The following is a 23,488-nucleotide window of genomic DNA, read 5'->3' on the forward strand; positions in this document are numbered from 1 at the left end:
TGTTCCCGTTTCTGCGGGACCTATAACGATCAAGGATGATCGCATGTCATTACCTGAATCTGCTCCGGTTTCCCCGGCGGAACTGGAGGCGCGGCTACGCCTTCATCGGTTGCCGCAACTTGGGCCTAAACGTTTCATGACCCTGATGGAGGCCTTCGGCTCGGCCTCGAAAGCCATCAGCGCGCCGGCCAGTGCCTGGCGAGCGCTGGGGTTGCCGGCGGCCTGTGCCGAGGCGCGGCGTGATCCGGATGTACGCGATGGCGCGGCCCATGCATTGGCCTGGCTAGAGCGTCCGGGCCAGCATTTACTGATGTGGGACCAGCCTGGTTACCCTGCGCTGCTGGGGGAAATCAGCGACGCGCCAGCGCTGTTGTTCGTCGCCGGTGACCCGACGATTCTGGAGAAACCGCAGCTGGCGATGGTGGGCAGCCGCCGAGCGTCGCGTCCAGGCATGGACACGGCGGCGGCGTTTTCCCGCAGCCTGGCCGGGGCCGGTTTTGTCATCACCAGCGGCCTGGCCTTAGGGATTGATGCGGCGGCCCATCAGGCAGCACTGGATGTGGGTGGGCGCACCGTCGGGGTGCTCGGCACCGGGCTGGAAAACTTTTATCCACAGCGCAATCGTCGGCTGGCCGATGCGATGATCGACCAGGGCAGCGCGGTGCTGTCGGAGTTCGCGTTGGACGCAGCACCCCATGCCAGCAACTTTCCGCGGCGCAATCGAATAATCAGCGGTTTGTCCCTGGGGGTGCTGGTGATCGAGGCCAGTATCGCCAGCGGCTCGCTGATTACCGCGCGATTGGCCGCCGAACAGGGCCGCGAGGTGTATGCCATACCGGGTTCGATTCATCATCCCGGCGCCCGGGGCTGCCATCAGTTGATCCGCGACGGTGCGGCGCTGGTGGAAACCGTCGAGCATATTCTTGAAGCCTTGCGCGGCTGGCAGCGGTTGCCGCCAGCCTCCACGCCGGAGCCGGCAACCCATCCGCTGTTGCGCCTGCTGCACGCCGCGCCGCAGAGCAGCGAGGCGTTGGCCGACGCCAGCGGCTGGGGCCTGCCCAAGGTGCTGGCGGCGCTGACGGAACTGGAGATGGAGGGACGAGCCATCTGCGATAACGGCCGCTGGTTTGCACGCTAGGTTTTACGAGGAAGATCGGTAAACTGCGCACAGCCTTATTTGCGTTGCGGAGAATCTTTCATGGTCAACAGTTGGCGTGTGCAACAAGCCGCACGAGAAGTTCGTGCCGGGGCGGTGATTGCCTATCCAACCGAAGCGGTCTGGGGTCTGGGTTGCGATCCGTGGAACGAAGAGGCGGTGGACCGGCTGCTGGCGATCAAGTCGCGGCGGCCGGACAAAGGCCTGATCCTGGTGGCGGACAACATCCATCAGTTCGATTTCCTGTTCGAAGACTTCCCCGACACCTGGATGGACCGCATGGCCAGCACCTGGCCGGGCCCCAATACCTGGCTGGTGCCGCACCAGAACCTGCTGCCCGAATGGATCACCGGCGTGCACGACACCGTCGCATTGCGGGTCAGCGACCACCCGACCGTGCGCGACTTGTGCTCGCTGGTCGGCCCGCTGGTCTCCACGTCGGCCAACCCCCAAGGCCGCCCGGCGGCACGCACGCGGATCCGCGTCGAGCAGTACTTCCGCGGGCAGCTCGACCTGGTCCTTGGCGGCAACCTGGGCGGACGCAAGAACCCCAGCGTCATCCGCGACCTGGCGACCGGTAAAGTCGTCCGCCCGGACTGAGCCCAAACACATCCCCGCCTGGCCCTATGTGGGAGCGAGCTTGCTCGTGATGGCGTCCGGTCAGCCAGCACCGATGTTGACTGACAAACCGCTATCGCGAGCAGGCTCGCTCCCACAGTGGTTTTGTGTCGGACCCAGCTTTTGTGAGCACCACAGCCCATGTGGGAGCGGGCTTGCTCGCGAAGACGCCGGCACATTCAGCACAGATGCAAGCTGATCCACCGCTATCGCGAGCAAGCTCGCTCCCACAGTAGTTTTGTGTCGGACGCAGCTTTTGTGAGCACCAAAGCCCATGTGGGAGCGAGCTTGCTCGCGATAGCGTCGGGTCAGCCAGCACTGATGTTGACTGACACCCCGCTATCGCGAGCAGGCTCGCTCCCACAGTGGTTTTGTGTCACACGCAATAGTTGTGAGCTGCACAGGGTTTGACGCCTGACTCAAGGCAAGAGGACGGTCGACCCGGTCGTGCGTCGGGCCGACAACTCAGCCTGGGCCTTGGCCGCTTCCGCCAGTGGATAACGCTGGTTGATGTCCACCGTGAGCTTGCCGCTGCTGATCATTGCGAACAGTTCATCGGCCATGCGTTGCAGGTTTTCGGCGTTGTTGGCGTAGGTCGCCAGGGTCGGGCGGGTGACGTAGAGCGAGCCCTTGGCCGAAAGGATGCCCAGGTTCACGCCCTCCACCGCGCCCGAGGCATTGCCAAAGCTCACCAGCAATCCACGAGGGGCCACGCAGTCCAGGGAGGTCAGCCAGGTGTCTTTGCCGACGCCGTCGTACACCACCGGGACTTTCTTGCCGTCGGTCAATTCCAGCACGCGCTGTACGACATTTTCCTTGCTGTAGTCGATGGTTTCCCAAGCGCCATGGGCCTTGGCGATGGCGGCTTTTTCCGGCGAGCTGACGGTGCCGATCAACTTCACGCCCAAGGCCTTGGCCCACTGGCAGGCCAACGACCCCACGCCACCGGCCGCCGCGTGGAACAGAATGGTTTCGCCACCCTTGAGCTCATAGGTCTGACGTAACAAGTACTGCACGGTCAGCCCCTTGAGCATCACCCCGGCGGCCTGCTCAAAGCTGATGGATTCCGGCAGGTGCACCAGATTGGCCTCAGGCAGCACATGCACATCGCTATAGGCCCCCAGCGGACCGCTGCCATACGCCACCCGGTCACCGACCTTGAAGCGCTTGACCTCGCTGCCGACCGCCTCGACCACGCCCGCGCCTTCCGCGCCCAGGCCCGACGGCATCGCCGGTGGCGGATAGAGACCGCTGCGGTAATAGGTGTCGATGAAATTCAGGCCGATCGCCCGATTGCTCACGCGCACTTGTTGCGGGCCCGGCTCGGCGGGCTGGTAGTCCACGTACTCGAGCACGTCGGGGCCGCCGTGGGAACTGAACTGGATACGTTTGGCCATCTTCACTTTCTCCTTGTCGCGGGACTTTTTACCAAGCCTGCTATCGGACTCCTAAGCTTGACCGACGTCAACTGTGGCGTGGGCAGGTGCGGTGGTATCCTGTGCGCCCATTTGCCACCGGCCCTTTGTATGCCGCGTAGCGTAGCCCTGATCAAGGTGATGTCATGTCCACTCGCACCGAGGCGGTGAAAGCCTATCTGCTCGACCTGCAAGACCGTATCTGCGCCGCCCTGGAAACCGAGGACGGCGGCACGCGCTTCGTCGAAGATGCCTGGACACGGCCTGCCGGCGGTGGCGGTCGTACGCGAGTGATCGAAAACGGCACGGTCATCGAAAAAGGCGGTGTGAACTTTTCCCACGTCTTCGGCAGCGGCCTGCCACCGTCGGCCAGTGCCCATCGGCCGGAACTGGCCGGGCGCGGGTTCGAGGCCCTGGGCGTGTCGCTGGTGATCCACCCGCACAATCCCCATGTGCCGACGTCCCACGCCAACGTGCGCTTTTTCATCGCCGAAAAAGAAGGCGAGGAGCCGGTCTGGTGGTTCGGCGGCGGCTTCGATCTGACGCCTTACTACGGCGTCGCGGAAGATTGCGTGCACTGGCACCGAGTCGCCGAACAGGCCTGCGCCCCGTTCGGCCCCGAGGTGTACCCACGCTACAAGGCCTGGTGCGACAGCTATTTCCACCTCAAGCATCGCAATGAGCCCCGGGGCATCGGCGGCCTGTTCTTCGATGATCTGAACGAGTGGGATTTCGACACCAGCTTCGCTTTCATGCGCGCCATTGGCGACGCCTACATCGATGCCTATCTGCCGATCATGCGCCGCCGCAAGCACGACCCATTCACCGCCAAACAACGGGAATTCCAGGAGTACCGCCGCGGACGGTACGTGGAATTCAACCTGGTCTACGACCGCGGCACCCTGTTCGGCCTGCAATCGGGCGGGCGTACCGAATCGATCCTGATGTCGCTGCCGCCGCAAGTGCGCTGGGGCTACGACTGGAAAGCCGAGCCGGGCAGCGAAGAAGCACGCCTGACCGAGTATTTCCTGCAGGATCGCGATTGGCTGGCGACGGCCTGAGGGGATGTCCATGGATCGCTACGTTGTCATGGGTAACCCGATCGGCCACAGCAAGTCGCCACTGATTCATCGCCTGTTTGCCGAACAGACCGGGCAAGCGTTGGACTACACCACGCTGCTGGCGCCGCTGGAGGATTTTGCCGGTTGTGCGCGAGAGTTTTTCCGCGAGGGTCGTGGGGCAAATATCACCGTGCCGTTCAAGGAAGACGCCTACCGCTTGGCCGACAGCCTGACCGAGCGCGCGCAGCGGGCCGGGGCGGTCAACACCTTGAGCAAACTGACTGACGGTCGTCTGCTGGGTGATAACACCGATGGCGCCGGGCTGGTCCGCGACCTGACCGTCAACGCCGGTTTCAGCCTCAAGGGCAAGCGCATCCTGTTGTTAGGTGCCGGTGGTGCGGTGCGTGGTGCCCTGGAGCCGCTGCTGGCCGAGGGCCCGGCTTCGGTGATCATTGCCAATCGTACGGTGGAGAAAGCCGAATTGTTGGCCGAACTGTTCGCCGACCTGGGCCCGGTCTCGGCCAGTGGTTTCGACTGGCTGCAAGAGCCGGTGGACCTGATCATTAACGCCACGTCGGCCAGCCTGTCGGGGGATGTACCGCCGATTGCCGGAAGTTTGATCGAGCCCGGCAAGACGCTTTGCTACGACATGATGTATGGCAAGGAGCCTACGTCGTTCTGCCGTTGGGCCAGCGAACAAAACGCCGCGGTGGCGATGGATGGCTTGGGGATGCTGGCTGAGCAGGCGGGCGAAGCGTTCTACCTGTGGCGTGGGGTGCGTCCGGATACGGCGCCGGTGCTGGCTGAGCTTCGAAGACAGCTAGTGCTATAAACCGTGGCGAGGGAGCTTGCTCCCGCTGGGCTGCGCAGCGGCCCCAAGAAACTGAGGACACCGTTTATTGGGGAGGGCTTCGCCCTCCAGCGGGAGCAAGCTCCCTCGCCACAGGGGATATCTCAAGTCGCTGGGAATGTTCATTCCTCAAAGAGAATCGGGCATTTCTCCGCGCCCTCCAGCTTCTTCAACTCCTCCACCACCTGCGGCCTGGCCTGACGCAGGGTCAGGCTGCGGCCCTGGCTGCGCAGGCGTCGGGCTTCCTGGTGGAGCATTTCCACCCCGGAGTAATCGATGAAGTTGATCTGCTGGGCATCGATCACCACCTGTTGCCCCTGCAACCGTTGCAGGCGCACTTGCAAGTAATGGCTGGCGCCGAAGAAGATCGAGCCACCGACCCGCAAGATATCTGCCTCGCCTTCGCGCAAATGCTGTACCCGAGGTTGCGAGGTGCGCTTGAGGTAGAAGAACAACGACGCCAGCACTCCCGCGTAGATCGCGGTTTGCAGCTCCAGCAGCAAGGTCGCCAGACAGGTCAGGCTCATCACCATGAACTCTGAACGGCTCACCCGGTACAACGCCCGGATGCCGCGATGATCCACCAGGCCCCAGGCGATCAGCAGGATGCTGCCGGCCATGGCCGGAATCGGGATGTGTGCGATCAGTTGCGCCCCCGCCACGGCAAACAGCGCCACCCACAACGCCGAGAACACCCCGGCCAACGGCGAGCACGCCCCCGCTTCATAGCTGAGACCGGAACGGGTAAAGGAACCGGCCGACAACGACCCGGCGAAAAATCCGCCGACAAGATTGGAAAGTCCCTGCGCCCTCACCTCCTGGTTCGCATCGAGCAACTGCCCGGAGCGCACCGACAGTGAACGGGCGATGGACAGACTGGTCACCAGCCCGAGCATGCCCACCGCGACGGCACCGGGCAGCAGCCGCAGGATCAGTTCCAGATCCAAGGGCAGCGGCGTGAACGGTGGCAAACGTCCGGCAAAGGCGCTGACCAGCGCCACATGCCCGAACATGGCCGGCCACGCCCAGACCACCAGACTGCCGATGACCAAAGTTATCAACAAACTCGGCCAGCGCGGCAACAAGCGCTTGAGCACGATGCCCAGCACCAGCGTCCCCACCCCCAGCAACAGCGACGGGTTATCCACAGCCCCGATATGACTAAGCAACGCCAGCAAGCCTTTCAGTGCGGTGGCCTCGTTCGGCAGGTCCAGGCCCAGCAGGTTCGGCAGTTGCCCCAAGGCAATGACCACCGCCGCCCCCAGGGTGAACCCCAGCACCACCGAGTGCGAGACGAAATTGACCAGCGCCCCGAACCGCAACAGCCCCAGCAACCACTGGAAAATACCCGCCAGCACCGTCAGCAACAGGATCAGCGTGACGTAATCCTGCGTAGCCGGTACGGCCAGTGGACTGACGCTGGCATACAGGACGATGGAGATCGCCGCCGTCGGCCCACAGATCAAGTGCCACGATGAACCCCACAGGCATGCGATCAGCACCGGCACAATCGCTGCGTACAAACCGTACTCCGGTGGCAACCCGGCGATCAGGGCGTAGGCGATCGATTGTGGCAGGGCCAGGATCGCGCCACTCAGGCCGACGATAAGATCTCGCCCGACACTGGCCCGGGTCTGCCGGGGCAGCCAGCTCAGGAATGGAAAAAGCGAATGGCGCGAAGGGATTGCCATGGAGCCTCAAGGATGGGGTTTGGTGAAAGAGTAACAGGCGATCTCATGACAAGGGCTTACCGTGGCGAGGGAGCTTGCTCCCGCTGGAGGGCAAAGCCCTCCCATAACCGGTCCCTCCGGTTTTTGGGGCCGCTTCGCAGCCCAGCGGGAGCAAGCTCCCTCGCCACCAAAGCCGCTGGCAGGATATGAAGTTTCAGAGCTTCGCCTTCACCGCCGCCAACGCATCCTGACCATCAACCGTCTTCACACCGTCCAGCCATTTATCCAGCACCGCCGGGTTGGCCTTGATCCAGGCCTTGGCCGCGTCGGCGTTGCTGACTTTCTTGTTCACGACTTCGGCCATGATGCTGTTTTCCATTTCCTGGGTGAAGCTCAGGTTGCTCAGCAGCTTGCCAACGTTCGGGCAGGCCTGTGCATAACCCTTGCGGGTCAGGGTGTAGACGCTGCCGGTTTCGCCAAAGTATTTCTCGCCGCCTTTGAGGTAATGCATTTTCAGTTGCACGTTCATCGGGTGCGGCGTCCAACCGAGGAAGGTCACGAATTTCTGCTTCTTCACCGCCCGGGAGACTTCCGCCAGCATCGCCTGCTCGCTGGATTCCACCAGTTTCCACTCGCCCATGCCGAAATCGTTGGCCTTGATGATCTCTTTCAAGGACAGGTTGGCCGGAGCACCGGAGCCGATGCCGTAGATCTTTTTCTCGAACTTGTCGGCGAATTTGTTCAGGTCGGCAAAGTTATGCACACCCGCATCCCAGACGTAGTCCGGAACCGCCAGGGTGAATTCGGTGCCATCGAGGTTCTTCGCCAGTTGGGTGACGTCGCCATTGGCGACGAATTTGTCATAGAAGCCCTGCTGCGCCGGCATCCAGTTCCCCAGGAACACGTCCACCTGCCCGTCCTTCAGGCCACCGAAGGTAATCGGCACCGCCAGGGTGTCGACCTTGGGCTTGTAGCCCATTCCTTCCAGCAGGAACCCGGTGATGGCGTTAGTCGCCGCGATGTCGCTCCAGCCCGGGTCGGCCATCCTCACCGTCTCGCAGCTCTGCTCGGCCCACGCCGAAGCACTGCTCAACGCCAGCAGCCCGGCGGCCAGTACTGTGGATAACTTTTGCATGTGCTTCCCCTTACGTTATTGGTGTTGGCAGGGTTGTGGATAACGGGCCTTGCGTTCCAGATCGTCGAGGTCGATGTGGTTACGCATGTATTGCTGGCTGGCGTCCACCAGCGGCTGGTGATCCCAGCTCTTGAGTTTGCCCAGGGTCAGCGCCTGGGCAACGAAACGACGGCGTCGCTGGCTGGCGAGCACCTGTTGGTGAATGGTCGGGATGTCCCATTTGGCGCGCGCTTCGGCGAGAAAATCACTGAACAGTTGCTGATGTTCGGCGGACCGGCTGAGGTCTTCCAGCTCCTCGGGATCGTTACGTACGTCGAACAACAGACACGGATCGTCCTCGCTGTAGATGAATTTCCAAGGTCCGCGACGGATCATCATCAACGGGCTGATGGTGCCTTCGGCCATGTATTCGCCAAACACTTCGTCGTGCCCGCCCTGCCCTTGCAGATGCGGCACCAGGGATCGGCCATCCAGCGGCAAACCCGATTCCAGCGTGCCGCCGGCCAGTTCGACCAGGGTTGGCAACAGGTCGGCGGTGGATACGGAGGCGCTCACGCGGCCGCTGGCGAACTGCCCCGGCGCGCTGATCAACAGCGGTACGCGTGCCGCCATCTCGAACCAGTGCATTTTGTACCAGAGGCCCTTTTCGCCGAGCATGTCCCCATGATCGCCGGAGAACACGATGATCGTATCTTCCAATAGCCCGGTGTCCTCCAGGGTTTGCAGCAGCTTGCCGATGTTGCTGTCGATGTAGCTGCAAGCGCCGAAATAGGCACGGCGTGCATCGCGGATCTTATCCACAGGCAACGGCTTGTCCCACAGATCGTAGACTTTCAACAGGCGCTGGGAGTGCGGATCGAGTTCGAATTGCGCCGGGGTGTGCGGCAGAGGAATGTCGTTGTCGTCGTACAGGTCCCAGAAGGCCCTGGGGATGGTGTAGGGATCGTGGGGATGGGTCATCGACACCGTCAGGCAGAACGGCTGGTCGCCGTCTTCGCGGATGTGATCGAACAGGTATTGCTGGGCCTTGAACACCACTTCTTCGTCGAAATCCAGCTGGTTGGTGCGCACGCAAGGCCCGGCTTGCAACACCGAAGACATGTTGTGGTACCAACTCGGCCGCACATCCGGCTCGTCCCAGTTCACCGCCCAGCCGTAGTCGGCCGGGTAGATGTCACTGGTGAGACGTTCCTCGTACCCGTGCAACTGGTCCGGACCGCAAAAGTGCATCTTGCCGGACAATGCCGTGCGATAGCCGAGACGGCGCAGGTAGTGGGCGTAGGTCGGCACATCCGCCGGGAAATCCGCCGCGTTGTCGTAGGCGCCGATCTTGCTGGGCAACTGCCCGCTGACCAGGGTGAAGCGCGACGGCGCGCACAGCGGGCTGTTGCAATAGGCAGAGTCGAACACCACGCCTTGCTCGGCCAGACGCGTCAGGTTAGGCAGCTTGATCGGCGAAGGGCCGTGGATCGGCAACATTGGCGCGGCCATTTGATCGGCCATGATGAAAAGAATGTTCTTGCGCTTCATGTGATCGCGGCATTCCATAGTAGGCAGTTATGCGAGATTGCTGCTATCGAGCATGTAGCCCCCAACTATTGGGGTAAAGCCCACGCAGGATAATGACTAGGATAAGCACAGCTTATGTATGACGCTTTGGGTGACCTGTCCCTCGAACTGCTGCGCTCCTTCGAATCGGCGGCCCGCCAGCAAAGCTTTACGGCAGCGGCGATTGAGCTAGGTACCACGCAGCCGGCCATCAGCCAGCAGATCAAGCGCCTGGAAGAACAACTGGGCACCCGGTTGTTCGATCGTATCTACCGAGGGATCGAGCTGACCGAGGCCGGGTCGATCCTGTTCGAGCAGGTGCAGGCCGGTTTGCAATGCATCGACGCGGGGCTCAGCGCGATCACCGCCCAGCAGCAACACGAAGTGCTGCAAGTGGCCACGGACTTCGCTTTTGCAGCTTATTGGCTGATGCCTCGACTGCACCGGTTTCACGCGGCCAACCCGCAGGTGGACGTTAGCCTGGTAACGGGTGAACGCAACCACAACATGCTGCGCACCGATATCGACGTAGCCGTGCTGTTCGGCGATGGTCGCTTCAAACAAGGCGAAAGTCGCTGGCTGTTCAGCGAAGAAGTGTTTCCAGTATGTAGCCCCCTGCTGCTCAAGGATCGCCCGCCGCCCCTGCCCGCCCAGGCCCTGGCAGAGTTTCCATTGCTGCATTTGCGGGCTGGGAATGGCAGCAGCTGGTTCGATTGGAGCGGCGTGTTTCGCGAGCTGGGCATCACCTCGCCCCCGGCCCCTGGGCAGTTGCGCTTCGACAATTACACACTGCTGATCCAGGCGGCGATTGGCGGCCAGGGCGTCGCCATTGGCTGGCGCCACCTTGTGGATAATTTGTTGGCCCAAGGACTGTTGTGTCGGCCGATCAGCGAAACCGTGCTGTCGCGGCTGGGCTACTACGTGGTCCTGCCCCAGCGTAAGAGGCGCGGGGCGTTGATCCGGCAGTTCGTGGATTGGTTGATGGAGGAACAGGCCAACAGTGCCGAGTCGCTCACGGGACTGCCGCTGCCTTCCATTGCTGTGTGACTGTGGCGAGGGAGCTTGCTCCCGCTGGGCTGCGTAGCGGCCCTCGCTTTTCTGCGGTCGCTACGCAACCGAGCGGGAGCAAGCTCCCTCGCCACAAGTTTTACGCAGCCGTCAGGTGGCTGGCACGAAATTCACGTGCTGGCCTATGTGCAAGTTCAAGCGCAACTCATCGGCGATGCCGACCGCCACCCGGTTGAGCCGTTCCAGGGCTTCGGCCATGCCGGACTCCAGGCTGGTGCTGACCTGGCTGAAATGCTCGATGCCCAGGCCGGGCGTGGCATACGGGGCGTTGATCAAAGTCCATTGCAGGGAGCTGTTCTTCAGCGCGTCGAGCACTTCTTCAGCGGCGTGGCGCTGCAAATCATCGTCGCCCTGCTCCTCGTCGAGCACGGCAAAATCCCCGATCAGGAATAACCGCGAAACATTCACCGCCTGCATCCCGGCGATCAACGCATCCACCGCCAATACCTGCTCCACGGGCCCTGGAATCAGCGTACGCTCCACCTGTTCGCTGCTCATCGGCAGGCCCGGTGCGTTCAGCAGGCACACCACGGCGCTGGCACCGGCCACACTTTGCTTGACCCGCTCGGGATCGAACAGATCGCCGGTCTTGGTCCGCAGGCCCGGACGCGGAGCCAGGGCCGTGAGGTCGTCAAGAATGGCAATGATTTCATGCTGGCGCCGCAGCATCTCCGCCATCAATGCACTGCCGAGGCTGCTCATGGCACCATAAAGCACCACTTTGATGACCGGGGTTTCGGCATTTTTCATGGCTACTGTTCCTTTTTCCCGCGTATAAGCCCTCTGACCCGCGGAAATCGGATAGGGTTCGGCCTGTTTTACGGGAGCGACACATGCAGCGGATCAAGGGTTACCACGCCCACGTGTATTTCAACGCCGAAACCATCGACCAGGCGCGGGCGCTATGCGAGGCGGCCGCGCAACTGTTCCCGCTGAAAATGGGCCGCGTCCACCAGCGCCCGGTCGGCCCGCATCCGGACTGGAGCTGCCAACTGGCATTCGATCCGCAGTACATCGGCGTGGTCCTGCCGTGGCTGGCGCTCAATCGCAAGGGGCTGGTGATCTTTCTGCACCCCAACACTGGCGATGACTTGCTGGACCACACCGAGCATGCGATCTGGATGGGCGCGATGCGACCGTTGGATCTTTCGGCGTTCTGAGCTTCTGTGGCGAGGGAGCTTGCTCCCGCTGTGCTACGCAGTAGCCCCAAAAAGCAAAGGGCCGCTTCGCGCCCCAGCGGGAGCAAGCTCCCTCGCCACGGGTTCGCCACGCCTCCAAACCAAGACGTTTGCGGTTGACCGCTACGACAGCGAAAGCTGGCTGAAAGCTTGCCCGATTAGGATCGCCTCACTACCGGCACAAGACCGGTGGCCAGAAACGGATTTCCACATCCTGTTTGGCCCTTTTAACAACAACAATGGTGATTCTGATGTCCGCTGTTACCTACCTCGTCGCACCCACTCCATTCGTCCGCCCCGCGTTTTTCGTTCTGCGCTGACCTGCCCGGTTCGCCTTCGCCCGCCGCGCCACGCCTGGAGTATTTCCTATGCTGACTTTCCTTGGCTTCGCCATGGTCATCACGTTCATGTTCCTGATCATGACCAAGCGCCTGTCGGCGCTGATCGCCCTGATCATCATCCCGATCCTGTTCGCCTTGTTCGGTGGCTTCGCGCCGAAGATCGGCCCGATGATGCTCGAAGGCATCACCAAGCTCGCCCCGACCGGGGTGATGCTGATGTTCGCCATTCTCTATTTTGCCTTGATGATCGACTCCGGCCTGTTCGACCCGGCTGTGCGCAAGATCCTCAAGCTGGTCAAGGGCGACCCCTTGAAAGTTTCGGTCGGTACCGCCGTTCTGGCGCTCGTCGTTTCCCTCGATGGTGACGGCGCGACCACTTACATGATCTGCGTGGCCGCGATGCTGCCTCTGTACAGCCGGATCGGCATGAGTCCACGGATTATGGCGGGCCTGATCATCCTCGCCGGTGGCGTGATGAACATGACCCCTTGGGGTGGCCCGACCGCCCGTGCGGCCAGTGCGCTGCATGTCGATCCGTCGGACATTTTCGTACCAATGATTCCGGCGATGGGTTTCGGTGTGGTGGCGATCCTGATCATTGCCTACTTCTACGGCAAACGTGAACGTGCGCGCCTGGGTGAGTTGCACCTGATCGGCGACGAGATCGATCACAGCGAAATCAGTGTCTCGCAATTCCCGGATGCCCGTCGTCCGAAACTGATCTGGTTCAACGGCCTGCTGACCCTCGCGCTGATGTGCACCCTGATCGCCGGTCTCCTGCCGCTGCCCGTGCTGTTCATGGTGGCGTTCAGCATCGCCATGATCGTCAACTACCCATGCCTGCAACAGCAGAAGGATCGCGTCGCGGCCCACGCTGGCAGCGTATTGTCGGTGGTCAGCCTGATTTTCGCGGCAGGTATCTTCACCGGCATCCTGTCCGGCACCGGCATGGTCGATGCCATGTCCAAGAGCCTGCTGGCGGTGATCCCGGACTTCCTCGGGCCGTACCTGGCCGTCATCACTGCCCTGGTGAGCATGCCGTTTACTTTCTTCATGTCTAACGATGCATTTTATTACGGGGTGTTACCGGTTCTCGCCGAAGCGGCCAGCCATTACGGCATCACCGCCGTCGAAATGGCCCGTGCCTCGATTGTCGGCCAACCCGTGCACCTGCTGAGCCCGCTGGTTCCGTCCACCTATCTGCTGGTGGCCCTGGCCGGGATCGAATTCGGCGATCACCAGCGCTTTACCCTGAAGTGGGCAGTATTGGTTTGCCTGTGCATAATGGTTGCCGCCTTGCTGATGGGGACCTTTCCGCTGTTCAGCACTCTATAAAAGCAATGCCCGTCGCCTCGCGCCCTCGACTGTCCGAAGGCGCGATGTGGCCTAACACTCGCTAAAGGAACTCACATGGAATGGCTGACCAACCCGGAAATCTGGGTTGCCTTCTTTACCCTGACCGCCCTGGAAATTGTCCTGGGCATCGACAACATCATCATGATCTCGATCCTGGTCAGCCGCATGCCCAAGCACATGCAGGCACGTACCCGGATCTTCGGTCTGGCGCTGGCCATGATCACCCGGATCCTGCTGCTGCTGTCTATCACCTGGGTGATGCGCCTGACCGCCGATCTGTTCGAAGTGTTCGGCCAGGGCATCTCCGGGCGTGACCTGATCCTGTTCTTCGGTGGCCTGTTCCTGCTGTGGAAAAGCTCCCAGGAGATGTACCACGCGCTGGAAGGCGAAGATGAGAGCAGCGACGAACCTTCGGGCAAGGGCGGCAACTTCCTCTACACCATCATCCAGATCGCGATCATCGATATCGTGTTTTCCCTGGACTCGGTCATCACCGCCGTCGGCATGGTTTCCCATGTACCGGTCATGGTCGCGGCCATCATCGTCGCCGTGCTGGTGATGATGCTCGCCTCGGGCACCATCAGCGAGTTCATCGACAAGCACCCGTCGTTGAAAATGCTCGCGCTGTCGTTCCTGCTGGTGGTCGGCACCGTGCTGATCGCCGAATCGTTCGATGTGCACGTGCCAAAAGGCTATGTCTACTTCGCCATGGCGTTCTCCCTGGCCGTGGAAGCGATCAACATCAAGATGCGCACCACGATTGCCCGCAAGCGCAAGCAGCAGGATCCAGTGAAACTGCGCAAGGACGTCCCCGGTCAGTAACTTACGGGGCAATGAACGAAGGGGCTCTTGGAGCCCCTTTTCTTGTCCATTGGAAAGTACCAAACCCTGTGGGAGCGAGCTTGCTCGCGATAGCGTCGGGTCAGTCACCACCTGTGTCCACTGACATACCGCTATCGCGAGCAGGCTCGCTCCCACAGGGTTTTGTGGTGGATTTGAGGGGCGGGCTTTATGACAGTTTTGTTTCAATCGGTTCTTTAGCTGTGCGATGCTGGCGTCCAGGCCTTTTGCCAACTAAATCTTTAAGTACAAGTAGAACGAAGTGGCATCGTCAATTGGTCCCTTTGGGACGCTAACAGGGGGCTACTCATGCTGACCCTGCTGAATCTGCTCTCCGCCGTGGCCCTGTTGATCTGGGGCACGCATATCGTGCGTACCGGCATCCTGCGGGTCTACGGATCGAACCTGCGCCATGTCATCGGCCAGAACATGTCCCGGCGCTGGCTGGCGTTTATCGCCGGGATCATGGTCACCGCCATGGTCCAGAGCAGCAACGCCACGGCCATGCTTGTTACCTCGTTCGTCGGCCAGGGGCTGATGGCGCTGACTCCGGCCCTGGCGACCATGCTCGGGGCCGATGTCGGTACGGCGCTGATGGCGCGGGTGCTGACCCTGGACCTGTCGTGGCTGTCGCCGTTGCTGATTTTCCTCGGGGTGATTTTTTTCCTGTCGCGCAAACAGACCCGGGTCGGGCAAATGGGCCGGGTCGCCATCGGCCTGGGCCTGATCATCCTGGCGCTGCAACTGATCGTCGAAGCCGCGACGCCCATCACCCATGCCCAAGGCGTGAAAGTGATCTTCGCCTCGCTGACCGGCGACATCCTGCTCGATGCCCTGGTGGGTGCGCTGTTCGCCATGATTTCCTATTCGAGCCTGGCCGCCGTGCTGCTGACCGCGACCCTGGCCGGCGCGGCGGTGATCAGCCTGCCGGTGGCAATCGGCTTGGTGATCGGCGCCAACATCGGCAGCGGCGTACTGGCGTTCCTCAGCACCAGCATGCAGAACGCCGCCGGGCGCCAGGTGGCGCTGGGCAGCCTGCTGTACAAACTGATCGGCCTGCTGTTGATCATCCCGGTGCTCGACCCGCTGGTGAACTGGCTGGACAGCCTGGATTTCAGCCCCCAGGAAACGGTCATCGGTTTCCACTTGCTCTACAACAGCGTGCGCTGCCTGGTGCTGCTGCCCAGTGTCGCGCCGATGGCCCGGCTGTGTGCCTGGCTGCTGCCGGAGCGTCCGGAGGTCAACGGCACCGCCAAGCCCCGCCACCTGGACGCCACGGCCCTCGCCACCCCGAGCCTGGCGTTGGCGAACGCAGCCCGGGAAACCCTGCGCATCGGCGACCTGATCGAAAACATGCTTCAAGCCATGCTCGACGTGCTGCGCGGCCAGCAGACGGCAGTCACCCAGGACGTGCGGCGCATGGGCGATGACGTTGAGGCATTGTGCAGCGCCATCAAGTTGTACCTGGCCCAGATGCCCCGCGAGGACCTCAGCGAGCAGGACAGTCGCCGTTGGGCGGAAATCATTGAGCTGGCGATCAACCTGAAGCTGTCCAGCGACCTCATCGAACGCATGCTGCGCAAGGTCCAGCAGCAGAAAACCGCGCAACGCCGCTCGTTTTCCGACGTCGGCCTGGAAGAGTTGGCGGGGCTGCACAGCCAGCTGATCGCCAACCTGCGGCTGGGGATGTCGGTGTTCCTCAGTGCCGACCGGGAAAGCGCCCGTCAATTGCTGCGTGAAAAACGGCGCTTTCGCGCCCAGGAACGGCGAATGGCCCACGCCCACGTCAGCCGCCTGCAACGCAAGGTCCTGCAAAGCCTGGAGACCAGCGCCCTGCACCTGGAGCTGATCGCCGACATGCGGCGCCTCAATTCGCTGTTCTGCAGTAGCGCCTACGTGGTGCTGGAAACCTCCGAGACAGGCGCCCTGGCGGTGGATGAAATTTCTGACATCACCCATTCGCCTTGAACATCTGGCGCGTTGTCCAGTCAGTAAGATTGGACTCGTCAGCCGCCAGGAAGCCCTTATGCGTTGTCTGTTGCTCACCGTTCTATTGCTCGGCTCGCTGCCTGCACTGGCCCTGGATCGGTTCCAGGTCGAAGGCTATGCGTTGCCCAACGGTATGCAACTGTTACTCAAGCCCGGCAATGACCGCGGGCACGTGGCGATCCGCCTGGTGGTGGGCGTAGGCCTGGATGACTTCAGCTGCGCAGACAAGGAACTGCCGCATCTGCTCGAACACCTGCTGTTCAGTGGCGTCGATGAAACCGGCGAGGGCGGCCTCGAAGAACGTATGCAGGCCCTGGGCGGCGAGTGGAACGCCTTCACCAACAACGCCGACACCACCTTCGTCATCGAGGCACCGGCGAGCAATCAACGGAAAATCCTCGACCTGCTGCTGGCCCTGTTGACACGCACCCGCATCGACGAAAAAGCCTTGGACGCCGCCAAACGGGTGGTGGAACGCGAGGACGGCGGCCACTACACCCATTTGCAGCGCTGGCTCGATCGCCAGGACCTGAGCCACAAGGCCAGTAATCAACTGGCGGTCGAACTGGGCCTGCGCTGCGCCGAACGGGCCGAGGTCGGGCCCTTGACCCTCGCTCGGATCGAGCAGGTCCGCAAGGCTTGGTACGCGCCCAACAACATGACGCTGATCGTGGTTGGCGACCTCGACCGCTTGCTCCCCGCCTACCTGGAACGCACCTTCGGCAGCCTCAAGCCGGTCGAACCGAGCATCCATGAGCCCTTGGCGCAGATCCGCTACAGCGCTGTCGCCAAGCGCAACCTGATCCGCGGCATGGTCGGCAACAATGCCAAGCTGCACTGGCTGTTTCCCGAACCGGTGCTGGACGAACAACACGACGAAACCTTCGACCTGCTCAAGGACTACCTGGACTGGGCGCTCTATCGCCAGCTGCGCCTGGCCCACGGCCTGTCGTACGGGCCGTGGACCGAGCGCGAAGTGTTCGGCGGCGTCGGCTTCTTCAGCCTGAACGCCGACCTGGCCCGCGAAGACCTGCCCGAAGCCGAGCAAGCCCTCGAAGCACTGCGCGGCAGTCTGCTCAAGGACGGCCTGGACCCCGACACATTCATGCGCATCAAACGCGCAGCCATCGCCCACCAGACCTGGGCGGTCCAAGGCAACAGCGCCCTGGCCGACTACTACTGGAGCGCCCTGGGCGACTACGAAGACGGTCGCTTCGCCAACCCCGCCGTACGCTTGCAGGCCGTAAGCCTTGAACAAGCCAACCTGGCCCTGCGCGAACTGCTCAAAGACCCCGGCTACCTGCGCATCGAGAAGCCGCTGTTCAGTGACGATGAGATTGTGTGGGGCGTGGGTGGGTTGCTTGGGTTGTTACTGTTGGGGTTGGTGATGTGGCGGGTGCGGCGCCGAGCCTGACCGACCGCTATCGCGAGCAGGCTCGCTCCCACATTTAAACTTAGGCACAACCGGAAGAAACAGGCCGGCCGCTAGGCAGCCTCGCTTTTGCTTTGCTTTGGCTTTTGATCTTGAACGCCCCATTAACCACAAGGGCCGAACGCAGGCATTGCGCAGTGGGCATCCCGGCATGGATGCCGGAATAGCCGCGTTGGGCCATGGAGGGCCCTTCGCGGCGGGCCCACGGAGCAATGCCGGAGTGAGGGAACACCGAGCCTTGGCGAGGTGCCTAGTGGTGGGGCGAGGCGCTTTTGGTTACTTTTGGCGCTCTTCCAAAAGTGACCCGCCGTAAGGGCGGAACCCTAAGTGGCCGTTACCGCAGAAATGGATATGTACACAGAGGGCCAATGGCGATAAACGCGCTCGTCACATCGAGTGGCTGACGATACCCTGTCAGGGATATTTCCTACGACTTACTGCGAAACCGCCTAATGCAAACCCTGACCCATCTCATCCAGCGCATCCTTGAATTAATGAAGCGCTACCCAGGCGTCATTGCATTCGGTGGTTTCGTCTCCGGGGTCGGCAGTTTCATGCTGGTAGACCGCCAACAGGGCCTGGCGACCTGGATCGCCGTGTTGATGCTGGTGAGCTGGCTGTGGCTGATGGTAGAGAACAGCATGACCCGGCTGTTCACCCGCATCTTCAAACGGGAAATTCCCCAGCCGCTGCTGCGTTACGCCACGCAGATGATTCACCAGGAAAGCCTGTTTTTCGTATTGCCGTTTTTCTTCATTACCACCACCTGGAACAGCAGCCAGCTGATTTTCACCGGCCTGCTCGGGGCGGCAGCGCTGATTTCGATTACCGACCCGCTTTATTACAAGTGGCTGGCACCTCGGCGCTGGGCGTTCCTGGCGTTGCACACGCTGACGCTGTTCGCCGCGCTGCTGACCGCGTTGCCGGTCATTGTGCACCTGACCACCGACCAGAGCTTCAAGCTGGCCCTGGGGACCGCCATGCTGCTGTCGTTTCCAAGCCTGGCGTCGATCTTTCCGATCCGCACGGTGCGCAACGCTCTGGCGATCCTGTGCATCACCCTGGGGATCGGCGCCGCCGGATGGGTGCTGCGCTCCTGGGTACCGCCGGCGACCTTGTGGATGACGGAAGTGGCGATCAGCACCCAGGTCGAAGACCGCACCCCGGGCGACAGCCTCAAGGAAGTGAGCGCGGCGCAGATCCGCGGCAATGGGCTATACGCCTATACGGCCATCAACGCCCCGCGTGGGCTGGATGAGCGGATCTATCATGTCTGGCAGTTCAATGGCAAAGAAGTGGACCGCATCGCCCTGGACATCCATGGCGGGCGCAAGGAAGGCTATCGGGCCTGGACCCACAAGCAGAACTTCCCGGACGACCCGACCGGCAAATGGCAAGTGCGGGTGCTGACGGAGAATGGGCAGATGATCGGGGTGTTGCGGTTCAATGTGACTGGATCAGCAGGTGGCTGAACACCGTGGCGAGGGAGCTTGCTCCCGCTGGGGGGCGAAGCACCCACCGCAAAGGGGCCGCTGCGCAGCCCAGCGGGAGCAAGCTCCCTCGCCACAATGAATGTCGCCAGGCTGAGTCGCTGGCCTCAGCCAAAGAACCAGTAGCAAACCCCGATCGCCGACAAGACCCCCGCCAGCTCAGCCAGCAGCGCGCAGCCCACGGCATGACGGGCCCGCTGGATGCCCACGGCGCCGAAATACACCGCCAGCACATAGAACGTGGTCTCGGTACTGCCCTGGATTGTCGCGGCTATCAGCGCGGGAAAGCTGTCCACGCCGGAGGTCTTCATGGTTTCGATCAGCATCGCCCGGGCGGCGCTGCCGGAGAACGGCTTGACCATGGCCGTGGGCAAAGCATCGACGAAGCGCGTGTCCCAACCGGCCCACTGGACCAGGTGTCGGATGCCATCCAGGCCGAAATCCAGCGCCCCCGAAGCGCGCAGTACACCGACCGCGCACAGCATCGCCACCAGGTAGGGCAACAGGTTCTTGGCGACGTCGAACCCTTCCTTGGCCCCTTCGATGAACGTTTCATAGACCTTGACCTTGCGCAGCGCGCCGATCACCAGGAAGACGATGATCAAGCCAAACAGCGTCAGGTTGCCGAGGATCGAGGACAAGCTCGCCAGCGCGGTGGCCGAGAGCGTCGCCAACAGCGCCATGAAACCGCCCAGCGCCAGGGCACCGGGAATCAGGTAAGCCAGCACCACCGGGTCCCACAGCCGCAGGCGCTGCATGAACGCCACCGACAGCAGCCCCACCAGCGTCGAGCCGCTGGTGGCGATCAGAATCGGCAGGAACACCAGGGTCGGATCCGGCGCGCCTTGTTGGGCGCGATACATGAAGATCGTCACCGGCAGCAGCGTCAGCGAAGAGGCGTTGAGCACCAGGAATAGGATCTGCGCATTGCTGGCGATGGTCGCGCTGGGGTTGAGGTCCTGCAGGGCGCGCATCGCCTTCAGGCCAATAGGGGTGGCGGCGTTGTCCAGACCCAGGCCGTTGGCGGCAAAGTTCAGGGTAATCAGGCCGATGGCCGGGTGACCGGCGGGCACTTCCGGCATCAAGCGCAGGAACAACGGCCCGAGGACCTTCGCCAGCCAGTCGACGATGCCGGCTTTTTCGGCGATCCGCAGGAAGCCCAGCCACAAGGTCAAGGTGCCGAACAGCAGGACCATGACCTCCACCGACAGCTTGGCCATGGCGAAAATGCTCTCGACCATGGCCGCGAAAATCCCGGCGTTGCCGCCGACCAGCCACTGCACCAGCGCCGACACGGCTGCCACGATAAAGAAGCCAAGCCACAGGCCATTGAGCATCGGTCTAATTCCCCGGAAGATGCCGCGAATGATAGCGGGGCTGGCAGAAACGACAAACCCCGGATTTCTCCGGGGTTTGTCTTGGTCGCAATGGGATCGAAAGATCCCTGCTCACTTGAGGTTGCTGGATCATTGTGCGAGGGAGCTTGCTCCCGCTGGGCTGCGCAGCAGCCCTTTTTTATGAGTGCTTCGCACTGGAGCGCCAGCCCGGTCAAGCGGGAGCAAGCTCCCTCGCCACAGGTTTTGCGTTTTACGAATAAACCTGGGGAGCAGCTTCAAGCCTGCCTCACCGGCTGGAAGTTTCCCCCGTCGGCAGCGGCTCTTTGCTGCGCCAGTGCGGCAGGGAATTCCAGTAGCGCTGGCCCTTGGCATCGTCGTACATGCCTTCCCAGCGGGCGATGACCAGCACGGCCAGAGCGTTGCCAATAACATTCAGGGCGGTCCGGGCCATGTCCATGACGCGGTCGACGCCAGCGATGAACGCCAGGCCTTCCAGCGGAATGCCCACGCTGCCCAAGGTCGCCAGCAACACCACGAACGACACGCCCGGCACGCCGGCGATGCCTTTGGAGGTGACCATCAGGGTCAGGACCAGCAGCAATTGCTGACTGATGGACAGGTCGATGCCGTATAGCTGGGCGATGAAAATCGCCGCGATGCTCTGGTACAGGGTCGAACCGTCGAGGTTGAACGAATAACCGGTCGGCACCACGAAGCTGCAGATGGCCTTCGGCGCGCCGTAGGCTTCCATCTTCTCGATCACCCGCGGCAGCACGGTTTCGGAGCTGGCGGTGGAGTAGGCCAGGACCAGCTCATCCTTGAAGATGCGCATCAGCTTGAGCACCGAGAAGCCGAACAGCCGCGCAATCAGACCCAGCACCACAAAGGCGAAGAACGCGATGGCGACGTAAACCAGGATCACCAGTTTCGCCAGGGGCAGCAGGGAGGCGAAGCCGAAGTTGGCGACCGTCACCGCGATCAGCGCAAACACACCGATCGGCGCGTACTGCATGATCATGTGCGTGACCTTGAACATGCTTTCCGACACGCCCTGGAACATTTTCACCAACGGCTCGCGCAGGTCCGCTTGCAAGCTGGACAGGCCCAGGCCGAACAACACGGAAAAGAAAATGATCGGCAGCATCTCGCCACGGGTCAGTGCGGCGAAAATGTTGGAAGGGATCAGGTTGAGAATAGTCTGGACGAACGCATGCTCGTGCTGGACTTCAGCGGCGGTGGCCTGGTACTTGGAAATATCCACGGTACCCAGCGTGCTCATGTCGATGCCTGCACCAGGCTGGAAGAAGTTGGCCAGCAGCAGGCCGACGACAATGGCGATGGTGGTGACGATTTCGAAGTACAAGATGGTCTTGATACCGATGCGCCCGAGCTTCTTGGCGTCACCGACCCCGGCAATCCCGACGATCAGCGAAGAAATCACGATCGGGATAACGATCATCTTGATCAGACGGATAAAGATATCGCCCGCCGGTTGCAGCACGTTGCTGATCCACCAGGCCTTCTCGGCGCTGAAATGATTGAGCAATGCGCCCAGTGCAATCCCCAGAACCAGACCGATGAGGATCTGCCAGGCGAGGCTCAGCTTTGCCTTCTTCATATCTTTACCCTTGCTTCAGTTGGACTCGGACAGCGGCACCGTCCGTTATCGCCAAGACGATAAAGGAGGGTGCCGCTGCCCCCGTATAAGGTCACCCCGAGCGCTCGATCGGCTTGCTGGCAGGCGAAAAAAGGCGCAACTATTGCGATGCGGGGATGGTCCGTCTAATGCCGTAACCGCCTACCCCATGCCGAATCGGCATGAAGATTTTCAAACGAGACCGGCGTCAAGGCCGGTTCGAATGCGTCACTTCAGCAGGCATAAGTGCCGTGAGGCGGCCATTTCGGCGTCTGCGGCTTTTTCCTGCCTGAATTGCGGGCCGATGTGAAATTGACCCATTACGAAGCCGTCGGCGACGAAATCCGTGCATGCATTCTCCGATATACGGTCAGGCACGAGGGAAGAAATCTATGAGAGGAGACAATATGCCGCAGCGAAGTGTGGTGGATGGCGTCCATTGCCTGACCGCTCTGGCTCAAGCCTTTTCGGCTCAAGCTCTTCGCAAGTTCGCCAAGTCACAGGGACTTTGCGAACCTGCGTCGCAGCTTTTTTCCTGACCCGGCCCTTTCGCAGGCACCCCTTGTGCCCGTAGGTCACTCCGACCCGAATCGGTCAGAACGTCCCAGCCCCCTGGTCATGCACCGGCCCTCCTCGGGCTGTGCAGCAGAGAAAAGCACGGCGCTTTTCCCGTTTTCAAATTCAGTACCAGTTCGGATCTTTCTTGAGCTGCTCCATTAACAGTTCCTGCATACCTTCATCCGGTTTGCCAAGGAAACGGTAGTCGGCGTGACGGGTCGGTGACTTGTCGGCCGGCAACCCGGCGGGGACTTGCACCCACATCGCGTAAGCCTCGTCCTTGTCGAAACTGAAGGCAACGATCAGGCGATTGCTGCGGCAGGTTGCCTGGGTTTCGCACAACGGACCGACCAGGTATTTGTCGCCATCTTCCTCGACAGCATTCATCTGCTCGGAATCGCCTGACAGATTCATCACCCATTCCGGCAGACGCTCTTCCTTCTTGACGACCTGCTGCCAGGTTTCACGGTATTGCGGGTCCGCCTCAAGTAGCTGGTTGACTCGCATTTGCCCGTCGTTGGCAGCCATTGCCGTGGCACTGCCGCCCAGTAACAGGGCGGCGGCCAGTCCTTTAAGGAACACGCTCATGGTCAGCCTCGACCGCGACGGCCAAAGAAGAAGGAAGCGATGAACATCACCAGGAACACGACAAAGAGAATCTTGGCGATGCCCGTGGCGGTGCCGGCGATACCACCGAAGCCCAGTACGGCAGCGATGATGGCAATGATCAGGAAGGTAATTGCCCAACTCAACATGGTGATTCTCCTTACGCTTTTCTACTTAGTTAGGGTCTGACGGTGATGGTTCCGG

20 protein-coding genes are annotated in these 23,488 nt (G+C 61.7%); 11 read left to right on the top strand and 9 right to left on the bottom strand.

Going from position 1 to position 23,488, the window contains the following annotated elements; genetic code table 11:
* Positions 1 to 43: 43 nt before the first annotated feature.
* A complete protein-coding gene (gene dprA, locus ACLEJR_RS06610) occupies positions 44 to 1,138 on the top strand; it encodes a DNA-processing protein DprA (protein ID WP_440794486.1) in 1,095 nt (364 codons plus the stop codon).
* Positions 1,139 to 1,198: 60 nt separating this feature from the next.
* The gene (locus ACLEJR_RS06615) at positions 1,199 to 1,756 is read left to right on the top strand and encodes an L-threonylcarbamoyladenylate synthase (protein WP_440794488.1); all 558 of its coding nucleotides are present in this window, start codon (positions 1,199 to 1,201) and stop codon (positions 1,754 to 1,756) included.
* Positions 1,757 to 2,193: 437 nt separating this feature from the next.
* Here ACLEJR_RS06615 and ACLEJR_RS06620 read toward each other — a convergent pair whose 3' ends face one another.
* Complete coding sequence (locus ACLEJR_RS06620; RefSeq protein WP_440812881.1) at positions 2,194 to 3,171, bottom strand: NADPH:quinone reductase; 978 nt, start codon at positions 3,169 to 3,171, stop codon at positions 2,194 to 2,196.
* A gap of 164 nt (positions 3,172 to 3,335) precedes the next feature.
* Here ACLEJR_RS06620 and hemF point away from each other — a divergent pair, with 164 nt between their 5' ends.
* Entirely contained in the window at positions 3,336 to 4,250 is a 915-nt protein-coding gene (hemF, locus tag ACLEJR_RS06625) for an oxygen-dependent coproporphyrinogen oxidase (RefSeq protein ID WP_440812882.1), read from the top strand.
* 10 nt (positions 4,251 to 4,260) lie between these two features.
* Entirely contained in the window at positions 4,261 to 5,082 is an 822-nt protein-coding gene (gene aroE, locus ACLEJR_RS06630; RefSeq protein WP_440812883.1) for a shikimate dehydrogenase, read from the top strand.
* 140 nt (positions 5,083 to 5,222) lie between these two features.
* Here aroE and ACLEJR_RS06635 read toward each other — a convergent pair whose 3' ends face one another.
* The 3 genes from ACLEJR_RS06635 to betC form a co-directional block, all read right to left on the bottom strand.
* Complete coding sequence (locus ACLEJR_RS06635) at positions 5,223 to 6,791, bottom strand: SulP family inorganic anion transporter (protein ID WP_440812885.1); 1,569 nt, start codon at positions 6,789 to 6,791, stop codon at positions 5,223 to 5,225.
* A gap of 193 nt (positions 6,792 to 6,984) precedes the next feature.
* Positions 6,985 to 7,905 (bottom strand): choline ABC transporter substrate-binding protein, encoded by a 921-nt coding sequence (choX, locus tag ACLEJR_RS06640; protein WP_440812887.1) that lies wholly within the window; start codon positions 7,903 to 7,905, stop codon positions 6,985 to 6,987.
* Positions 7,906 to 7,920: 15 nt separating this feature from the next.
* Positions 7,921 to 9,435, bottom strand: coding sequence for a choline-sulfatase (gene betC, locus ACLEJR_RS06645; RefSeq protein ID WP_440812889.1), 1,515 nt, complete (start codon positions 9,433 to 9,435; stop codon positions 7,921 to 7,923).
* A 114-nt stretch (positions 9,436 to 9,549) separates the two neighbouring features.
* Here betC and ACLEJR_RS06650 point away from each other — a divergent pair, with 114 nt between their 5' ends.
* Positions 9,550 to 10,500 (top strand): choline sulfate utilization transcriptional regulator, encoded by a 951-nt coding sequence (locus ACLEJR_RS06650; RefSeq protein ID WP_440812891.1) that lies wholly within the window; start codon positions 9,550 to 9,552, stop codon positions 10,498 to 10,500.
* Between the two features lie 111 nt (positions 10,501 to 10,611).
* On the opposite strand, the gene ACLEJR_RS06655 is transcribed toward ACLEJR_RS06650, so the two are convergent.
* Entirely contained in the window at positions 10,612 to 11,271 is a 660-nt protein-coding gene (locus ACLEJR_RS06655) for an NAD(P)-dependent oxidoreductase (protein ID WP_440794504.1), read from the bottom strand.
* Positions 11,272 to 11,354: 83 nt separating this feature from the next.
* On the opposite strand from ACLEJR_RS06655, the gene ACLEJR_RS06660 reads away from it, so the two are divergent.
* The 6 genes from ACLEJR_RS06660 to ACLEJR_RS06685 all read left to right on the top strand — a co-directional run bounded on the left by ACLEJR_RS06660 (position 11,355) and on the right by ACLEJR_RS06685 (position 19,129).
* Positions 11,355 to 11,681, top strand: coding sequence for a DOPA 4,5-dioxygenase family protein (locus ACLEJR_RS06660; protein WP_440794506.1), 327 nt, complete (start codon positions 11,355 to 11,357; stop codon positions 11,679 to 11,681).
* A gap of 386 nt (positions 11,682 to 12,067) precedes the next feature.
* Entirely contained in the window at positions 12,068 to 13,375 is a 1,308-nt protein-coding gene (locus tag ACLEJR_RS06665; RefSeq protein ID WP_440794508.1) for a CitMHS family transporter, read from the top strand.
* A gap of 75 nt (positions 13,376 to 13,450) precedes the next feature.
* On the top strand, positions 13,451 to 14,218 hold the full coding sequence (locus tag ACLEJR_RS06670; protein ID WP_440794511.1) for a TerC family protein: 768 nt from the start codon (positions 13,451 to 13,453) through the stop codon (positions 14,216 to 14,218).
* 327 nt (positions 14,219 to 14,545) lie between these two features.
* Positions 14,546 to 16,204: a Na/Pi cotransporter family protein gene (locus ACLEJR_RS06675; protein ID WP_440812893.1), complete on the top strand. Its 1,659-nt coding sequence runs from the start codon at positions 14,546 to 14,548 to the stop codon at positions 16,202 to 16,204.
* A 58-nt stretch (positions 16,205 to 16,262) separates the two neighbouring features.
* On the top strand, positions 16,263 to 17,639 hold the full coding sequence (locus ACLEJR_RS06680) for a M16 family metallopeptidase (RefSeq protein ID WP_440812895.1): 1,377 nt from the start codon (positions 16,263 to 16,265) through the stop codon (positions 17,637 to 17,639).
* 470 nt (positions 17,640 to 18,109) lie between these two features.
* Positions 18,110 to 19,129: a DUF5924 family protein gene (locus tag ACLEJR_RS06685; protein ID WP_440794517.1), complete on the top strand. Its 1,020-nt coding sequence runs from the start codon at positions 18,110 to 18,112 to the stop codon at positions 19,127 to 19,129.
* A 125-nt stretch (positions 19,130 to 19,254) separates the two neighbouring features.
* Here ACLEJR_RS06685 and ACLEJR_RS06690 read toward each other — a convergent pair whose 3' ends face one another.
* The 4 genes from ACLEJR_RS06690 to ACLEJR_RS06705 all read right to left on the bottom strand — a co-directional run bounded on the left by ACLEJR_RS06690 (position 19,255) and on the right by ACLEJR_RS06705 (position 23,433).
* Entirely contained in the window at positions 19,255 to 20,484 is a 1,230-nt protein-coding gene (locus tag ACLEJR_RS06690) for a nucleoside recognition domain-containing protein (RefSeq protein ID WP_440812896.1), read from the bottom strand.
* Positions 20,485 to 20,770: 286 nt separating this feature from the next.
* On the bottom strand, positions 20,771 to 22,102 hold the full coding sequence (gene gltP, locus ACLEJR_RS06695) for a glutamate/aspartate:proton symporter GltP (RefSeq protein ID WP_440794521.1): 1,332 nt from the start codon (positions 22,100 to 22,102) through the stop codon (positions 20,771 to 20,773).
* A 699-nt stretch (positions 22,103 to 22,801) separates the two neighbouring features.
* The gene (locus tag ACLEJR_RS06700; RefSeq protein ID WP_440794523.1) at positions 22,802 to 23,266 is read right to left on the bottom strand and encodes an inhibitor of vertebrate lysozyme family protein; all 465 of its coding nucleotides are present in this window, start codon (positions 23,264 to 23,266) and stop codon (positions 22,802 to 22,804) included.
* 2 nt (positions 23,267 to 23,268) lie between these two features.
* The gene (locus ACLEJR_RS06705; RefSeq protein ID WP_003177151.1) at positions 23,269 to 23,433 is read right to left on the bottom strand and encodes a DUF1328 domain-containing protein; all 165 of its coding nucleotides are present in this window, start codon (positions 23,431 to 23,433) and stop codon (positions 23,269 to 23,271) included.
* Positions 23,434 to 23,488: the final 55 nt, after the last annotated feature.

Source organism: Pseudomonas sp. SMN5 (assembly GCF_052041925.1).
Classification (GTDB): domain Bacteria; phylum Pseudomonadota; class Gammaproteobacteria; order Pseudomonadales; family Pseudomonadaceae; genus Aquipseudomonas.

What these genes read in the sequence shown, in the direction of transcription:
- dprA (WP_440794486.1), top strand. Translation starts at nt 44, where the DNA reads ATGTCATTACCTGAATCTGCTCCGGTTTCCCCGGCGGAACTGGAGGCG.
- ACLEJR_RS06615 (WP_440794488.1), top strand. Translation starts at nt 1,199, where the DNA reads ATGGTCAACAGTTGGCGTGTGCAACAAGCCGCACGAGAAGTTCGTGCC.
- ACLEJR_RS06620 (WP_440812881.1), bottom strand. Translation starts at nt 3,171, where the DNA reads ATGGCCAAACGTATCCAGTTCAGTTCCCACGGCGGCCCCGACGTGCTC.
- hemF (WP_440812882.1), top strand. Translation starts at nt 3,336, where the DNA reads ATGTCCACTCGCACCGAGGCGGTGAAAGCCTATCTGCTCGACCTGCAA.
- aroE (WP_440812883.1), top strand. Translation starts at nt 4,261, where the DNA reads ATGGATCGCTACGTTGTCATGGGTAACCCGATCGGCCACAGCAAGTCG.
- ACLEJR_RS06635 (WP_440812885.1), bottom strand. Translation starts at nt 6,791, where the DNA reads ATGGCAATCCCTTCGCGCCATTCGCTTTTTCCATTCCTGAGCTGGCTG.
- choX (WP_440812887.1), bottom strand. Translation starts at nt 7,905, where the DNA reads ATGCAAAAGTTATCCACAGTACTGGCCGCCGGGCTGCTGGCGTTGAGC.
- betC (WP_440812889.1), bottom strand. Translation starts at nt 9,435, where the DNA reads ATGAAGCGCAAGAACATTCTTTTCATCATGGCCGATCAAATGGCCGCG.
- ACLEJR_RS06650 (WP_440812891.1), top strand. Translation starts at nt 9,550, where the DNA reads ATGTATGACGCTTTGGGTGACCTGTCCCTCGAACTGCTGCGCTCCTTC.
- ACLEJR_RS06655 (WP_440794504.1), bottom strand. Translation starts at nt 11,271, where the DNA reads ATGAAAAATGCCGAAACCCCGGTCATCAAAGTGGTGCTTTATGGTGCC.
- ACLEJR_RS06660 (WP_440794506.1), top strand. Translation starts at nt 11,355, where the DNA reads ATGCAGCGGATCAAGGGTTACCACGCCCACGTGTATTTCAACGCCGAA.
- ACLEJR_RS06665 (WP_440794508.1), top strand. Translation starts at nt 12,068, where the DNA reads ATGCTGACTTTCCTTGGCTTCGCCATGGTCATCACGTTCATGTTCCTG.
- ACLEJR_RS06670 (WP_440794511.1), top strand. Translation starts at nt 13,451, where the DNA reads ATGGAATGGCTGACCAACCCGGAAATCTGGGTTGCCTTCTTTACCCTG.
- ACLEJR_RS06675 (WP_440812893.1), top strand. Translation starts at nt 14,546, where the DNA reads ATGCTGACCCTGCTGAATCTGCTCTCCGCCGTGGCCCTGTTGATCTGG.
- ACLEJR_RS06680 (WP_440812895.1), top strand. Translation starts at nt 16,263, where the DNA reads ATGCGTTGTCTGTTGCTCACCGTTCTATTGCTCGGCTCGCTGCCTGCA.
- ACLEJR_RS06685 (WP_440794517.1), top strand. Translation starts at nt 18,110, where the DNA reads ATGCAAACCCTGACCCATCTCATCCAGCGCATCCTTGAATTAATGAAG.
- ACLEJR_RS06690 (WP_440812896.1), bottom strand. Translation starts at nt 20,484, where the DNA reads ATGCTCAATGGCCTGTGGCTTGGCTTCTTTATCGTGGCAGCCGTGTCG.
- gltP (WP_440794521.1), bottom strand. Translation starts at nt 22,102, where the DNA reads ATGAAGAAGGCAAAGCTGAGCCTCGCCTGGCAGATCCTCATCGGTCTG.
- ACLEJR_RS06700 (WP_440794523.1), bottom strand. Translation starts at nt 23,266, where the DNA reads ATGAGCGTGTTCCTTAAAGGACTGGCCGCCGCCCTGTTACTGGGCGGC.
- ACLEJR_RS06705 (WP_003177151.1), bottom strand. Translation starts at nt 23,433, where the DNA reads ATGTTGAGTTGGGCAATTACCTTCCTGATCATTGCCATCATCGCTGCC.